A 15,127-nucleotide genomic window follows, 5' to 3' on the forward strand; every position below is an offset into this window, starting at 1 on the left:
CGTTGTCGCGGAATTCGCGCGGCGCGGAGGCGGTTGTCCAGGAATTGACCAGTGGTGGTGCCCGCTATTCCATGGATGGACAGGCGTGGCCTTGTTCCCGGTTCGCGTTCGGATTGGGCGCCCGGCCTGGTGGGTGGCCGGGCGCTTTCGCGGTCAGGGTAGCCGTTGGCTCAGGACGAGGGAGCCCGCGGCGGCGATGAGTGCCGCGATGGTGCCGAGGATGAGCCACGGTCGGCTGGCGTCGGCTTCCTTGATCTCGTAGCCGATCTGCTCGCCGAGGGTGTCGTAGACCTTGCGGAGTTGGTCGGCCGTCGCCGCCTTGTAGAAATCGCCCGCGGAGAGGGAGGCGATTTCTTTCATGGCGTCGTCGTCGACGGCTACCGATTGGGTGCGGCCTTCGATTTCCACCGTGCCGTCGGCGGTGCCGAAGGAGATCGTGGTGATGGGGATCTTGCGTTCCGCGGCGGCTTTGGCGGCGGTGAAGGAGCCGCGGGGGTCGTCCTCGTTCTCCGTCGGGATGGTCTGTTTTCCGTCCGACATGAGGACTATGCGCGCGGGCGGGGGGCCGTCCGGGCCGCCGACGACCTGGGAGAAGCCGTCGATCGACTGGAGGGCGGCGAAGATGGCCTCGCCGGTCGCGGTGGACTGGGCGAGTTTCAGGTTGTCGATGGCCTTCGCGACGCCGCCGCGGTCGGTGGTCGGGGCGACCAGGACCGTCGCGGTGCCGGCGAAGGTGATGAGGCCGAGGTTGACGCCCGGGGTCAGGCCCTCGGCGAACGACTTGGCCGCCACCTGGGCCGCTTTGAGGCGCGTCGGCGCGACGTCGGTCGCCTCCATGGACAGCGAGACGTCGATGACCAGCATGACCGTCGCCCGGTTGCGCGGGACCCGCTGCTCGGCCGTCGGGCCCGCCATGGCCGTGGTCAACAGCATCAGCGCGAGGACGAGCACGATCGCGGGGATGTGCCGCAGGCGGCTCGGACCTCTCGGCGCGACCTTTTCCAGGAGTTCGAGATTGGTGAAGCGCAGCGTCCGCTTGCGGCGCATGCGTTGCACCATGACGTAACCGACGACCAGCGCGCCGATCGCCACCAGGAGCAGGAACCACCAGGGGGCGGAGAAGTTCCGGAAACTCAACGTCACGCCGCACCCCCCGACCAGCGGCGTTTGCGGGCCACGACGAAACGCACCGTGTCGGCGATCCAGTCGGAATCGGTGCGCAGGACCAGGTGTCCGCTGCCCGCCCGGCGAATGCCCGCGGCCACCGCGTCCCGGTGTTCCGCGGCCGCGGCGGCGAATTCCTTGCGCAGCAAAGGGGAAGCGGTCACCTCGCGTTGACGACCGGTTTCCGGGTCCGCCAGGACGACGGTGCCGACGTCCGGCAAATCCACGTCACGCGGGTCCACCACCTCGACCGAAATCAGTTCGTGCCGCAGCGACAAAGCGCGCAGCGGGCGCTGCCACTCCGTGTCGCCGAGGAAATCCGAGACGACCACGGCGAGCCCGCGGCGGCGCGGTGGTCTGCGCAGCTGCTCGATCGCCTGCGTCAGGTCGCCGCGCACACCCTCCGTCGCGCGGGGGGTTTCCGCGACCTTGCGGACGAGGCCGCGCGCGTGGGCGAGCCCGCCGCGCGCCGGGACGCGAATGGTGCGTTCGCCGGTGGAGATCAACGCACCGATGCGGTTGCCGCCGCCCCGGGTCAGGTGCGCGATGGCCGCCACGGCCGCGACGGCGAGGTCGCGCTTCTCGCAGCCCGCGGTGCCGAAGTCGAGGCTGGCGGACAGGTCGACCACCACCCACGTCTCCAGCTCGCGGTCGGCGACCGTCTCGCGGATGTGCGGGACCGTGGTGCGCGCGGTGACGGCCCAGTCCATCCGGCGCACGTCGTCGCCGGGCTGGTACGGGCGGGCCTCACCGGGCTCGGAGCCGGGACCCGGCACGAGACCGAGGTGGTTGCCCTGCAGCAGGCCGTCGAGCCTGCGCCGGACGTCGATCTCCAGCAGCCGCAGCCCCGCCTCCATGCGGTCGCCGCGCAGCACCGGGGGGACCCAGTTCGGGCGCTCGCCGTCGGTGTTCCTCTGCTTGCTCACGGCCTGCCGTTCACCCCGGCCGCCGCCGGGTGCCCGACCGGCTGCTGGGGTCGCGCGGAGACCTGCGGGAGCGGCACGGTCTGCAGGACGCGGGAGATCATGTGGTCGATCGGCACGCCGTCGGCCAACGCGTCGTAGGAGAGCACGAGCCGGTGGCGCAGCACATCGGGGACCACGTCCACGACGTCCTGCGGCAACACGTAGTCCCGGCCGCGCACCAGTGCGAGAGCCCGCGAAGCCGCAACGATGCCAAGGCTCGCACGCGGCGAAGCACCGTAGGCGATCCAGCCCGCAACGTCGCTGAGCCCGTGCTCGGCGGGCGTGCGCGTTGCGAGCACCAACCGCACGGTGTAGTCGACGAGCGCGTGGTGCACGAAGACACTGGAGGCGACGCCCTGGAGCCGGACGAGTTCCTCGGGGGTCAGCACCTGACTCGGCTCCGGAGGGGTGACACCCATCCGGTAGACGATCTCGCGCTCCTCCTCGACGGAGGGGTACTCGACGATGATCTTGAACAGGAAGCGGTCGCGCTGCGCCTCGGGCAGCGGGTAGACGCCCTCGTTCTCGATCGGGTTCTGCGTGGCCAGCACGAGGAACGGCGTCGGCATGGGGAAGGTCTTGCCGCCGATGGAGACGTGCCGCTCGGCCATCACCTCCAGCATCGCCGACTGCACCTTCGCGGGCGCGCGGTTGATCTCGTCGGCGAGCACGAAGTTGGCGACCACCGGCCCCAGCTCCACGTCGAAGCGCTCACTGCCCTGCCGGTAGATGCGCGTGCCGAGGATGTCGGCGGGCACCAGGTCGGGGGTGAACTGCACGCGCGAGAACGAGCCGCCGACGACGCGGGCGAAGGTCTCGACGGCGAGGGTCTTGGCGACGCCGGGGACGCCCTCGAGGAGGAGGTGCCCCTTGGCCAGCAGACCGACGAGCATCCGCTCGACCAGGCGGTCCTGCCCGACGATCACCCGCTTGACCTCGAACACGGTCCGTTCGAGCAACTGCGCGTCGCGCGCGGGGGTGGTGGGCGTCTCGCTCGCGAGCTCGGCCTGCCCAGGCTCGGTCACCGGCATCCTCCTCTAAGCCTACGGTTCCGGGTACAGCCAACCGCACCGACGGTGAGAGCCCTGTGAACTCATTCTGGGAACGCGTCGAGATCGCTGGGAACGTCGATGTCCCGGGCGGAACCGTCCATATCGTCCACTCGGACGGGTGACAGCGGGGTGAGGGTGCCGCGGAGGGAGGCGTTGGCGGAGTCCGCCGGGAGAGCTCGGCGGAGGAGGTCGGTGGGCCAGGCGCTGAGGAGCCACTGGGGATGGTGGTCGCTGTCGGTGAGGACGGCACCGGTGTGGGTGACCGCCTGGCGGAGGCGGGTAATGGTGGTGGGGGTGATTTGCGGGAGGTCGGCGGCGAGGAGGACGACTCGGTCGGTGGTGATGAGGTCGAGGCCGGCGGCCAGGGCGGCGAGGGGGCCGGAGCCGGGGGTGGGTTCGCGGGTCCAGCGGACCTTTGCCTCGGTTTCGCGCCTGGGGCCGACGATGACGATCTCGTGGGCGCCGGGGAGGGCGGCGAGGACGCGGTCGAGGAGGGTTCGGCCTCGGATGATGAGGCCGGGCTTGTCGACACCGCCGAGGCGTCGTCCGGCTCCGCCCGCGAGGACGACGGCGGACCATGGCTGTTCCACGTGCACCATGAGAACACTTCGGCGCGGAGAAGCCCCGCTGCGGACGGGGCTACCGAACCAACGCGTTAGGGCGATCGGCGCGGAGGACGCGACCAGCTCTGGCTGACTTCGGGGCAACCGTCGTGGCGCTGGTCATCACGGGACCAACCCCGCATGCGCGCGGACAACCCGAGCTCGATGGCCCGTCGATGAGCGCGGCAGGACGAGCCTCGCGTGCGCGGGGACGACTGGCCCTCGGCGAGCAGCCCATCGGAGACGAGCGGACCAGCCCCACGTGCGTGGGGACGGCAACCCGGCTGGAGGAAACGGCAGGCGTTGACGGGAGCAGCCCACGTGCGCGGGGATGATCTCGACCCCCGAGAACGATCAGCCCTGCGGGCGGACCAGCCCCGCATGCGCGGGGTCGACATGGCCGGGCAGGTCGGGCGCCTGGGCAGTGTCGGACCAGCCCCGCGGGTGCGGGACGACACCGGGGCGATCTTCTTCCTAGGCATCATCCTGGGACCAGCCCCGCGTAGGCGGGGACGACGCGTGCTGGCCTCGGCACCGCACAGACCGTTCGAAGCGGCCCGCGTGGGCGGGGACGACTTCGTGTTCTCAGGCTGGCGCGTCACCACCGGCGGAGCAGCCCCGCGTGCGCGGAGATGACGCCTCCACCAACTCTCGCGCACCACATGGGTCCGGAGCAGCCCGCGTGCGCGGAGACGACATCGCCAGCGTGTTGTTCTCCAACTGCTCCGACGGAGCAGTTGCGCGTGTGCGGAGACGCCGCCTGCCGCAACCCCGCGCTGGCCAAGCAGGCGGGAGCAGCCCGCGTGCGCGGGGACGGCATCGGACAGGCCACCGCAGTGCCGAACGCGGTGGGAGTAGCCCCGCGTGCGCGAGGACGACGGATACGCCACCTCGCCCCTGCAGGGCTGGTGGGGATCAGCCCAGCGTGCGCGGGACGACCCCAGGGTCTCCATCGCGCGGCGCAGTCGGCTCAGAGCGGCCCCGCGTGCGCAGGGACGACACCTGGATCTTGCTGGCGGCGGTCTCGTACCGCGGAGCAGCCCACATGCGCGGGGACGGCTGCTCAAGGGCGCGTTCGAGGATCTCCAGGTCGGGACCAGCCCCGCGAGCGCGGGGACGACATCTTCTCCCCCTGCCGCCACCCAGTGACGACCGGAGCAGCCCCGCGTGCGCGGGGACGACCACCTCACACACCAGGGCGTCGATCGTGTCGGTGGGAGCAGCCCCACGTGAGCGGGGACGACATCCACAGCGTGACCAGGGAGGGACCGCCCACCGGAGCAGCCCCGCGTGCGCGGGGATGACGCGCCGAGCCGTTGGAGCGTGAGCAGCGGCGAGGGAGCAGCCCCGCGTGCGCGGGGACGACATCGCCTCCGACCTCGACGTGGACGCCGAGTCCGGAGCAGCCCCGCGTGCGCGGGGACGACACTTGTTGACCTGGGGCTTTGTCGGCCGTTCTGCTCATTTTCGTTCACTTCGGGCGTGCCGGGTAGGGCGGGTGGCGCGGCCGGGGGCGTCGAGGATAGGTCTTGCGGTTCGGGGGCGGCGTGCCGTGGCAGGCTGACTATGGTCCGGATTGAATAGTTGACACTGACTAGTTGGGTCAGGATAGTTGGTCCTGGCTAGAGATGAGGGTGTGGTGGCCAAGAGGCGTTCGGTGGGCAATCCGCTGGCGTTGGCGGTGTTGGCGAACCTGCTCCTCGAGCCCCTGCACCCCTATGAGATGGGGCGCAGGCTCAAGGAGACCGGGAAGGACCGCAACATCAAGTACAACCGGGGTTCGCTCTACATGGTCGTCGAGCAGCTCCGGAAGGCGGGCTTCATCGCCGAGCAGGAAACCGTGCGGGACACCGCCCGGCCGGAGCGCACCGTCTACGCGCTCACCGACGCCGGGCGGGTCGAGTTGGACGACTGGATGCGTGAGCTGGTCGCGAAACCCGAGCACGAGTACCCCAAGTTCGGGGTCGCGCTGTCCCTGCTCGGCGTCCTCGAACCGACCGTCGCGGTCGGGTTGCTCGGGGAGCGGTTGGCCGCGCTCGACCGCGAGGCCGAGGCGATCAGCAGGGAAACCGAGAGCACGCTCGACCAGGGCGTGCTGTGGGTCTTCCTCGTCGAGGAGAACTACCGCCTGGCCGTGCTGGACGCCGAGCGCCGGTTCGTCACCACCCTCATCGAGGCCCTCAAGAGCACGGACTACGTCCGCGCCTGGCACGAGATGTTCGACGAGGGGAAACAGACATGGGAGCGGTAAAGACCGCGCTGGTCATCGGGGGCGGCATCGCCGGGCCGGTCGTGGGGGCGGCGCTGCGGCGCGCGGGTGTCGACGTCGTGATCCACGAGTCGTACGACAGCCCGGCTGACGGGGTCGGTGGTGTCGTCCAGGTGGCGCCGAACGGGCTGAACGCGCTCGCTGCGGTGGGGGTCGCCGATGAGCTGCGCGGCCTCGGCCAGCCGACGCGGACGATGGTCATTGAGGACAGTCAGGGCCGCAAAGTCATGGCCTTCAACGGTTTGCCCGGTCTGCCGCCGAGCCGGACGCTGTTCCGGTCCGACCTCTACCGCGTCCTCAACGACAACGCCGCGGCCAAGGGCGTCCGGGTCGAGTACGGCAAGCGGCTCGTGCGCGTCGAGGAGAGCGCGTCCGCGATCACCGCTGTGTTCGCGGACGGCACCAAGGCCACCGGCGACATCCTGATCGGCGCCGACGGCATCCGCTCCACGGTGCGCGGCCTGATCGACCCTTCCGCGCCCGGCCCGGAGCCGGTCGGGCTGCTGGGTGTCGGTGGCTGGGGTCCGCCCGTCGAGGGGTCGGGCGGACCCGACGTCATGCACTTCGCGCAGGGCAAGCGCGCGTTCTTCGGGTACTGGGCGGCCTCCGACGGCAGCGGCACGCTCTGGTTCAGCAACCTGCCCGACCCGAAGGCGCTGTCGATGGCCGAGGCCCGCGCCGTCCCGACGTCGGAGTGGCTGCGCCGGGTCCGCGAGGCGCACGCCGACGACCACCCGGCCCGCGAGGTGCTGGCGGGTGCGCGCGACCTCGAGGTGACCGGGGCGATGGAGATCCTGCCCACGGTGCCCCACTGGCACCGCGACCGCATGGTCCTGGTCGGCGACGCGGCCCACGCCCCGTCCCCCAGCTCGGGTCAGGGCGTGTCCATCACGGTGGAGAGCGCCGTCCAACTGGCCCGCTGCCTCCGCGACATCGACGACCTCGAAACCGCCCTCACCACCTACGAACGCCTCCGCCGCCCGCGCGTGGAGAAGATCATCGCCGCCGCCCGCCGCACCAACAACACGAAGGCCGCCGGTCCCGTCGCCCGCGCTCTGACCGCGATGATCATGCCCATCCTGACCAAGACCGTCATCACCCCACGTCGCATGTTCGGCGAAACCCACTCCCACACCATCAACTGGGACGAGAAGCTGACGGCCTGAAACGGGCCTGGCCGCTTTGGTGGGAGGGGCGGGTATCCGCCCGCGCGGGGTCGGCGAACCGGGACGAGGCAGCCCGCAGCCGCCGCAGCGCCGCGCGAGCAGTTCACCGACGCCGCAGTTGTGGTGTTGCGCGACGGACGGCCAAGGGGCTCGGATAACGGAGCCACCTAGTCGCCGCGCATGGAACACAACGCCAACGCACGCGAAGCAGACGTGGCACAGAGGTAGCGCTGGCAGGAGACGCCAGCCCTCCCACCTCGCAAGAACGCCAACGCGCCCAAGTCGGGCGCCACGGGAGTGTGCAACCGCAGGGAACGCCAGCCCCGCCACGCAACAGTGCCGACGGGCGCGAGCAGGCCCGGCACGGGAGTGGCGACGACAGGCAACGCCATCTTCCCAGCACACAACAACGTCGACGCGTGCGAAGCGGCACGCTACGGGTATAGCGACCATGAGCAAGGCTCCCGGTGCACAGCAATGCGGGCGAGCGAGAAAGTGGCCGAGCACGGCGTCGAGCATGTCGAGGGTGGCGCCGGTGGGTCCGAGGCCGCGGCGGGAGAGTTGCGGGGCAACGGCGCCGTGGGCAGCGACCAGGGGCGCTGGCGGCAGGGTGATCTTGTCGCCGACGCCGCTGGTGGAGTGCTTGTCCACGGTGGGTCGGTCGCCGTCGAGTGGGCGCGCGGCAGCTCTCGCGATCGGCCATCCGCCGATCGCGGCCTCGCTTGGCCCTGGTCCGGGCGCCTTGCCATCGACGCCTGTGCCATCGACAACCTCGTCGACGTCACACGCGCCATCGGCCGCCCCGCCTTGTCCTGGATGTTGGCGCCGGATATCAGCATCCACGAGTGCGCGGACGTTCGCATCGACTTGTCCACAGCCCCCGTCGGCGCTGTTGCGGCGCGGGCGAGATCGGTGTGGGTGGGGGGCCGCGCGGAGCGCGGATGGCGGGGTTGGGCTCGGTTGTCCACATGCCCACCAACCATCTACAGGCTCCGGAACCGGCTACCCAAGTCCGGAACCGTTCCTACACAATGAGATCGGGGCACCGGCCAGGAGGTGCCCCGGTGGACCTCGATCGGGAGCTAGCGCCGGTAGCCCTCGCGTAAGGGGCCGCCTACTCGGGACAGGACTGTGTGGACCGCGGCCAGCAGCCGGTCGGGGCCCTGGTTCGCCACGTCCTGGAACGCCACGACCAGCTCTTGGGCGAGGGCGGGTTCGGCGGAGCGCAGGCGACGCCAGAGCCACTTGCCGGTGCCGAGCCAACGGCCGTGGTGGGCGAGGGCCAGTTCGGCTGTTTCGGTGAGGAGGCGGGCGGCCACGAAGACCGCTTCGCCGGGGGTCGGGGTGCCCGCGAGGTCGTCGAGGAGGTCGGTGATGCGGTAGCGGATGTTGTCGGTCTCGCGCTTGGCGAGCGGGGGTGGGCCCGCCGCGAACCGGGCGGAGGCTTCCACCTGGAGTTCGGTGCCCACGCCGTCGCGGTCGAGGAGGAGGCGGCCGGTGGCCCACATGTGCAGGGTCGGGGAGCGGCGGGCGGCGGTTTCGCGTTCGACGAAGGTGCGGAAGGACTCCTCGGTGTGGGCGAACACCTCGACGACCCGCTCCCGTCTGCGGAGGGTGTCGCGGTGTGCGGCGTGGCCGGGGAGCAGCAGCATCAGGTCGACGTCGGAGGTGGTGGTGTCGCCGCCGATGGCGGAGCTGCCCGCGAGGACGGCGGCGAGGGCCTCGGGGTAGCGGTCGGCGAGGACCTCGCGCGCGATCCGCTCGGCCGTGCTGTTCACCTGGCCACCCGCCCGGGGTGGCTGGGCACGGTGGGCGACGGAGGTGGGGAGCAGGCCGGGGTTGCGGGGCGACCCGAGGATCGGGTGTGAGCCGGAGTTACCGGGCGACCCAAGGATCGGATGTAGGTCAGGGTTGAGGGGCGACCCGAGGATCGGGTGTGAGCCGGGGTTCGGGTGTGGGGTGGTGGCCGCATTCGGTCCATGGTGTCGCCGTTCGTGGGTCGGTGGGGGTGTCCCACAATTTCTGGGACATGACTGGTCCGGTTGGCTCAGCCGCCGTGGTGGATGAGGGTTCTGCCCGGGAGATCGTCCCGGCGGGGCCGGGTGTTATTCCAGGTAAGGGGCGTATTGGTGAACTGGGTATTACCGTCGGACCTATGGCGAGCACCAGTCCGGCCGTCGAGATCGAGGTCGGTGACCACACCGTCCGGGTGAGCAACCCGGACCGCGTGTACTTCCCGGCGCGTGGGGAGACGAAGCTGGACCTGGTCAACTACTACTTGGCCGTGGGTGACGGGATCGTGCGGGCGCTGCGGGAGCGGCCCTGCATGCTGCACCGGTTCCCCAGCGGGGTCGGCGGCGAGAAGGTGCACCAGAAGCGGGTCCCGAACGGGGCGCCGCCGTGGCTGGAGACGGTGCGGGTGCATTTCCCCCGGTACAACCGGCACGCCGACGAGCTGTGCGTCACGCGGCTCGCCGACGTGGCGTGGGCGGTGCAGATGTCCACTGTGGAGTTCCACCCGTGGAACTCGCGGCGGGCCGACACCGAGCGGCCGGACGAGTGGCGCATCGACCTCGACCCGATGCCGGACTGCGACTTCGCCCGCGTCCGGCGGGTCGCGGGGGTGGCGCGCGAGGTGCTGGACGAGCTGGGCGCGACGGGGTGGCTGAAGACGTCCGGGGGCCGCGGGCTGCACATCTACGTGCGGATCGCACCGGAGTGGGGCTTCGGCGACGTGCGGCGAGCGGCCTGGGCCTTCGCGCGGGAGGTGGAGCGGCGGGCGCCGGACGAGGTGACCACGACGTGGTGGCGCAAGGACCGGGACCCGTCGGCGCTGTTCGTCGACTACAACCAGAACGCGCGGGACCACACCGTCGCCTCGGCCTACTCCGTGCGCGGTGTGCCGGAGGCGACGGTCTCGACACCGCTGCGCTGGGACGAACTGGACGCGGTCGACCCGCGCGACTGCACGATCGCGACGGTGCCCGCGCGGTTCGCCGAACTGGGCGACCTCCACTCCCCCATCGACGACACGGCCTACCGGCTGGAGGACCTGCTCGACCGGGCGGAGCGCGAGGAGCGAGACACCGGCAACCACCCCACGGACCCCGATTAGCGCGGGTCCGGCATCGGCGCCCGGGGGTGATCGCGGCGATGACGAGTTCGATCCGGTGGCAACTGCAGGGTGCCGCGCAACTGCTTGTGCCGGTTGAAGCGACCCACAGCGCTCGGGCAGATCACGCCGCGAAACACCTCCGCGACGTCCACGAGACCGCGCATCCGCCGCCGAGGTCGAGCCCGAACCGCGTGCCGCAGCCCCAGAGGTGCGCGGCGCCGCCCGGAGCGAGTTCGGGTGGGTGAACGGCGCGGTCGCGATCCAGCACGGACCCACGACCGTTCACACCATCCCGCGGGCCCCACGACCGGGTACGCCCAGGCGCTGTCCGGCATCAGCGCCCGAGGGTGATCGCGGCGATGACAAGTTCGGCCCAGTCGCAACGCGGACTGCCGGGCCGCGCAACCGTTTGTGCCGGTTGAAGCGGCGCACAGCGCTCGGGCAGATCACGCCGCGAAACACCTCCGCGACGTCCAGGAGACCGCGCATCCTCCGGTGATCACGCCGCCGATATCGAGCAGCCCGAACTATTTTGCCGCAGCCCCAGAGGTGCGCGGCGCCGCCCGGGGCGGGTTCGGGTGAGTAAACAGCGCGGTCACGATCCAGCACGGAGCCATAACCGTTCACGCCACCGCGCGGGCTCCACGACGCTAGCTCGCCCAAGTGCTGTCCGGCATCGGCGCCGGGGGTGATCGCGGCGATGACAAGTTCGGCCCGGTCGCAACGCGGGTTGCCGGATCGCGCAGCCGCTTGAGCCGGTTGAAGTGGGCCACAGCGCTCGGGCAGATCACGCCGCGGCGCACCTCCACGACGTCCACGAGATCGCACGTCCGCCGGTGATCACGCCGCCGCCGATGTCAAGCTTTGCCGTTGACCAAGTGGTGCCGCGCGGGGCGGGTTCGGGTGGCTGAACAGCGCGGTCGCGATCCAGCACGGAGCCGCAACCGTTCAGGCCACCGCGCGGGCCCCCGACCCCGGCTCGACCAGGCGCTGTCCGGCATCGGCGCCGAGGGTGATCGCGGCGACGACGAGTTCGACCCGCCGGCAACGCGGACTGCCGGCTCGCAACCGCTTGACCAGTTGAAGCGGCCCAGTGGTGCGCGGGGCGGGTTCGGGTGGCTGAACAGCGCGGTCGCGATCCAGGACACGTGGCCGTGCTCGTTGCGAGGCTCGCGACCTGGGCTCGTCTGGACGCTGTCCGGCAAGTCCGGTGCGCGGGATTCGTGATCCGGGCGGGAGCCGCGCGTACCGGGTTGTGCTTGGGCTTTCCGCTCGTGCGGTCAGGGGCCGCGGATGCGGGACAGCGTCTACGGGCACCACGCGGCTTGTGGAGGGGAGTCCGGGGTCGCGGGGCCCTTGCCGCAGGACGCGACCGGTTCCAGGGGGTTGACGGAGACGGCGAGGATGGTGATGAACTTGCGGATCGGGACCCGGCTCCCCGCGTGGTCGATCAGTCCACTTTGGCCGTTGAGCGCGGCCGCGCCGTTGATCTGGTCGATCTCCCGCCACACCGCGCCCGGTGAGATGGGGACGTTGCCGAGGCGGCCGACGGCGGTGGCGAAGACGGCGGTGGCGTCGAAGGTCAAGGCCGCCTGGCCGTCTTGGGTGAAGTGGTTGCCGTCGGCGCAGTCGTCGAAGAGGTCGCGGGCGCCTGCTTGGAGGTCGCCGATGCCGTCGCAGCGCGGTGTGGTGGGGCCGAAGGAGACGTAGTCGAACGGGACGTCGCTGCGTGAACCGATCGACGCGACGTACCGGGAGATGTCGTCGCCCGCGACGATCCGCCGGGGCGGGTTGGCGCAGGGCCTGCTGGAGTAGCCGTCCAGGAAGCGCTGGAAGTCGGCGGGTCTGCCCGCGAAGAACACCGCGGGCCGGTCCGGGCGCTCGCACGCCTTGTCCGAGACCTCGCGCGCGCTCGTCTTGTCGGCAGGCGCCCCTTCCGGCTGGTAGCCGACGATGTCGACGCGCATCCCGAGGCCCGTGCCGCGTTCGAACACGTCCTCGGCGAGGTTGGCGCTGTAGATGTCGGCCTTGTCGTCGGACCGGTAGACGATGATCGACGTCGTCGCGAGCTGGTCGTGGATGTAGCCGACGACGTCGGCCTGGCGCTGGTTGGTCGGCGAGACCTGGTAGTAGGTGCGGGACTGGTCGACCAGGGTGTCCGCCGGCAGGGTCACCGCGATGCTGGGCAGACCGAGGTTCCCGAGCGCCCGGACCGTGTCGAGGGTCGGCTGACGGCTCTGCGCGAGCCCGACGACGCCGATGACGGTGGGGTCCTCGGCGACGAGTTCCTTGATCTTGTCCACCATCAGGCCGCCGTGCTTCATCTCGTCGCCCGCGTTGGCGACGAGGATGCGCAGCAGCGGGTCGCTGCGGTTGCTCCGCCGGAGCAGGGCGCGCTGCTGGGCCGCGACGCCCATGAGCCGGTAGGTGTTGGCGGTCAGCGAGTCGTCCCGCGCGCTCAGCGCGGTCACGAACACGATCGTCGCCACCGGCCTGCTCTCCGCCGCGGCGACCTCGGCGTTCTGGTTCCGGACCACGCCCTGCACGGTGTGGAAGCGATCGATCTTCTGGCTGCGCAGCGGACCCGCGTTGGCCAGGAACGGGACGTCGCCCTCGGTCACGCCCACGCAGTCGTTGCCGACGCGGACGAGGTGGCGCGCCCCCGCCGACTCGGGATCCTTGCCGCAGTGCGCGTACCCGTCCTGCGCGGTCTGGGTCCGGACGTTGTCGAAGTAGGTGTAGCCGACAAAGCCGACCGCGCCGACGAAAACAGCCGGGACCAACGTCAGCAGCCAGGTGCGGGACCACATCGGCGCCGACCTGACCTCCATCGCGTCCCGCGCGGGGACGGCGACGTCCTCCGCCGCCTCGGAGGGGATGACGATCGGCAGGTACCAGGCGGTGGGGCGACGGGACCCGGCTGTCCCGGCCGAACTTGTACCGCCACGCCTCGTACGCCTGCCCCGCGCCCGACGCGGGGCTGGAGGGGTTCGGCGAGCGGCCCTCCTCCGGGTTGGCCGCGTCGGGCGGCACCTTCTCGCTGCCGCTGATGACGACCAGCGGGTCGAACGCGCCGGTGTCGTTGCGCACGTCGTTGATCGTCTTGAGCAGGGCGTAGCCGCCGTTGACCCGGGTGATGCCGTCGAGCAGGAGGGCGGGGTAGGCGGTCCGCCGCCAGCCCCGCGGGCGCCACACGCGTCGCTGGTAGGCGCGCCGCACGTCTTCCAGGAAGGCGTTCACGAGGAGCTCGACCAGCTGGTCCGGGTCCGCCACGGGTTCCGACACGGCGCGGGGGCCGAGGGTGGCGGTCAGCCGCTCGGCGAACCCGAGGAAGGTACCCGGGTCGTGGGGCGCGAGGTAGGGCTGGTGGAGCAACCAGCGGTACTCGGCGCCGCCCGGGCCGAACCCCCGCAACCGGGAGGTGAACAGCACCGGCGGGAGGACCGCGAGCAGGAACTTCGCCCACCACGGAGTCTTGTCCTCGAGCGCCTGGTGGGCCGGGTCGGCGGCGAGTCCTTTCGCCCGCTTCTGCACGATGTCGCGCTTGCGGAGCTTGTTGCGCAGCTCCACCACGGTGTCCAGGTTGTCGCCCGCGAGTCGCTGGGACATCAGCCAGTGGACGAGTTGGAACCGGCGGAAGGGGAAGCGGCCGTAGCGGACGTTGCCGCCGGAGGACAGCGTCCGCGCGCACTCCCACAGCACCTCGGCGACCAGCTCGACCTCCGACTTGGCCCGGTCGACGGCGTCGTCGACGGGGAAGGCGCGCAGGGCTTGCGGCACGCGGGTCGGTTGCGCCGAGCGGAGGTAACCGGCGAGGGCGGGGAGCAGGTCGCCGTGGTCGGCTTCGCGGACGAAGCAGACCATCGGGATGCCGCGGTGCCTGCCGGAGCGCCGTCCCCATCCGCCCGGGGCCTCGCCGACTTGCGGCCGCTCGGTGAGGCGCTCGACCAGTCGGACGACGTCCACTACACCGTCGAACGGGCGGAGGCTCGTCCGCTCGTCAGATTCTCCAGCCACCTGACCTCCTTATGGCGACGCGATCAGATCTACCACAGCGAGCGGCCATTCGATCGCGTTTTCGCGCGCCCCGGTCGGTTTGGCGAGATTTCGTCGGACGGGTCGAAGGAACGCGCTGGGCGGCCAATCGCTCGCATTCTCGCGGCCCCATTCGAGTGAATTCATGTAACGTCTCGAGCGCACGCGGAAATTCGCCACGGGCGGCCTGGGCTGGCACAGAGGTGTCAATCATGCCTCTAAGGAAGCAGGCAGGGACTTCGGTTCGAATCTCACCTCGGCCACGACCGATATCGGTCGGACATTGACGCGGATTGGCCGTGAGCGGCGGAGAAAAGATCCGGCAACACCGCCCCCGAAGGGAGTATGTCGAGCCTCGTCGGGTTATCCGGTGGCGGGGACGGTTAAGGTCGGGAGGTGGAGATCGGGAACCGACGGCGAGACCAGCCCCCGCCGCCGTGGGTGGTGTTCGAGGCGTTGGTGGAGCGGTCGCCGCGGTGGTTGCGGTTGTTGGCGGACGAGCGGGTTCCTGACGTCGTGGAGGCGGTGTCGCCGTCTTTGGTGGTGTGGTCGTCGTTGTGGGTGCGGCGGGCGGACGCGGTGGTGCGGTTCGAGTTGGCGCCGCGTGGGATGGGAACGGCGCTGCGTTGGATCTTGACCGTGGACGAGCCGGCACCGGACGCGTCGCTCGTGGGCCACCTGCGCAGGCGCGTCAACGAGTTGATCAACGCGGACCTGCGGTACTCGTTCGGGCAGTGAGGGTTGCCGGGCGGGGTGCGG

General features: G+C 70.9%; 12 protein-coding genes and 1 pseudogene. 6 read left to right on the forward strand and 7 right to left on the reverse strand.

The features are described from left to right. Nucleotides 1–153: 153 nt before the first annotated feature. From V5P93_RS24685 to V5P93_RS24700, 4 genes are all read right to left on the reverse strand, one after another. Nucleotides 154–1,137 (reverse strand): VWA domain-containing protein, encoded by a 984-nt coding sequence (locus tag V5P93_RS24685; RefSeq protein WP_104480289.1) that lies wholly within the window; start codon nt 1,135–1,137, stop codon nt 154–156. Between the two features lie 2 nt (nt 1,138–1,139). Beyond that, nucleotides 1,140–2,021 carry a DUF58 domain-containing protein gene (locus V5P93_RS24690; RefSeq protein WP_181043589.1) on the reverse strand — a complete coding sequence of 294 codons (882 nt, stop codon included), beginning with the start codon at nt 2,019–2,021 and terminating at the stop codon, nt 1,140–1,142. A gap of 65 nt (nt 2,022–2,086) precedes the next feature. Further along, the gene (locus V5P93_RS24695; protein WP_181043581.1) at nt 2,087–3,160 is read right to left on the reverse strand and encodes a MoxR family ATPase; all 1,074 of its coding nucleotides are present in this window, start codon (nt 3,158–3,160) and stop codon (nt 2,087–2,089) included. A gap of 62 nt (nt 3,161–3,222) precedes the next feature. Continuing rightward, nucleotides 3,223–3,780: a molybdenum cofactor guanylyltransferase gene (locus V5P93_RS24700; protein WP_104480230.1), complete on the reverse strand. Its 558-nt coding sequence runs from the start codon at nt 3,778–3,780 to the stop codon at nt 3,223–3,225. Nucleotides 3,781–5,440: 1,660 nt separating this feature from the next. Between V5P93_RS24700 and V5P93_RS24705 the strand changes: the two genes are divergently transcribed. Both V5P93_RS24705 and V5P93_RS24710 read left to right on the forward strand, forming a co-directional pair. Then, nucleotides 5,441–6,034 carry a PadR family transcriptional regulator gene (locus tag V5P93_RS24705; RefSeq protein WP_374065074.1) on the forward strand — a complete coding sequence of 198 codons (594 nt, stop codon included), beginning with the start codon at nt 5,441–5,443 and terminating at the stop codon, nt 6,032–6,034. Then, complete coding sequence (locus V5P93_RS24710; protein WP_104480231.1) at nt 6,022–7,218, forward strand: NAD(P)/FAD-dependent oxidoreductase; 1,197 nt, start codon at nt 6,022–6,024, stop codon at nt 7,216–7,218. The genes V5P93_RS24705 and V5P93_RS24710 overlap by 13 nt, the downstream gene beginning before the upstream one ends. Before the next feature lie 498 nt (nt 7,219–7,716). Here the strand turns inward: V5P93_RS24710 and V5P93_RS24715 are convergent. Beyond that, a pseudogene (locus V5P93_RS24715) lies at nt 7,717–7,890 on the reverse strand (thymidine phosphorylase); the annotation flags it as partial. Nucleotides 7,891–8,300: 410 nt separating this feature from the next. Further along, on the reverse strand, nt 8,301–8,996 hold the full coding sequence (locus V5P93_RS24720; protein WP_245931371.1) for a nucleotidyltransferase domain-containing protein: 696 nt from the start codon (nt 8,994–8,996) through the stop codon (nt 8,301–8,303). Between the two features lie 377 nt (nt 8,997–9,373). Between V5P93_RS24720 and ligD the strand changes: the two genes are divergently transcribed. Next, a complete protein-coding gene (gene ligD / locus V5P93_RS24725) occupies nt 9,374–10,333 on the forward strand; it encodes a non-homologous end-joining DNA ligase (RefSeq protein WP_104480232.1) in 960 nt (319 codons plus the stop codon). Nucleotides 10,334–11,640: 1,307 nt separating this feature from the next. On the opposite strand, the gene V5P93_RS24730 is transcribed toward ligD, so the two are convergent. Further along, nucleotides 11,641–13,143, reverse strand: coding sequence for a hypothetical protein (locus tag V5P93_RS24730; RefSeq protein WP_146108100.1), 1,503 nt, complete (start codon nt 13,141–13,143; stop codon nt 11,641–11,643). A 125-nt stretch (nt 13,144–13,268) separates the two neighbouring features. On the opposite strand from V5P93_RS24730, the gene V5P93_RS24735 reads away from it, so the two are divergent. The 3 genes from V5P93_RS24735 (at nt 13,269) to V5P93_RS24745 (ending at nt 15,106) form a co-directional block, all read left to right on the forward strand. Continuing rightward, nucleotides 13,269–13,451 carry a hypothetical protein gene (locus V5P93_RS24735; RefSeq protein WP_104480234.1) on the forward strand — a complete coding sequence of 61 codons (183 nt, stop codon included), beginning with the start codon at nt 13,269–13,271 and terminating at the stop codon, nt 13,449–13,451. Nucleotides 13,452–13,699: 248 nt separating this feature from the next. Next, the gene (locus V5P93_RS24740) at nt 13,700–14,509 is read left to right on the forward strand and encodes a hypothetical protein (RefSeq protein WP_146108101.1); all 810 of its coding nucleotides are present in this window, start codon (nt 13,700–13,702) and stop codon (nt 14,507–14,509) included. A 255-nt stretch (nt 14,510–14,764) separates the two neighbouring features. Next, nucleotides 14,765–15,106 carry a hypothetical protein gene (locus tag V5P93_RS24745; RefSeq protein WP_104480236.1) on the forward strand — a complete coding sequence of 114 codons (342 nt, stop codon included), beginning with the start codon at nt 14,765–14,767 and terminating at the stop codon, nt 15,104–15,106. Nucleotides 15,107–15,127 lie beyond the last annotated feature (21 nt).

The sequence above is a fragment of the Actinokineospora auranticolor genome, assembly GCF_041897805.1.
Taxonomy (GTDB): Bacteria; Actinomycetota; Actinomycetes; order Mycobacteriales; family Pseudonocardiaceae; genus Actinokineospora; species Actinokineospora auranticolor.

Coding starts and splice junctions, on each gene's coding strand:
- V5P93_RS24710 (WP_104480231.1), top strand. CDS start 6,022: ATGGGAGCGGTAAAGACCGCGCTGGTCATCGGGGGCGGCATCGCCGGG.
- ligD (WP_104480232.1), top strand. CDS start 9,374: ATGGCGAGCACCAGTCCGGCCGTCGAGATCGAGGTCGGTGACCACACC.
- V5P93_RS24690 (WP_181043589.1), bottom strand. CDS start 2,021: ATGGAGGCGGGGCTGCGGCTGCTGGAGATCGACGTCCGGCGCAGGCTC.
- V5P93_RS24730 (WP_146108100.1), bottom strand. CDS start 13,143: ATGTGGTCCCGCACCTGGCTGCTGACGTTGGTCCCGGCTGTTTTCGTC.
- V5P93_RS24700 (WP_104480230.1), bottom strand. CDS start 3,780: ATGGTGCACGTGGAACAGCCATGGTCCGCCGTCGTCCTCGCGGGCGGA.
- V5P93_RS24695 (WP_181043581.1), bottom strand. CDS start 3,160: ATGCCGGTGACCGAGCCTGGGCAGGCCGAGCTCGCGAGCGAGACGCCC.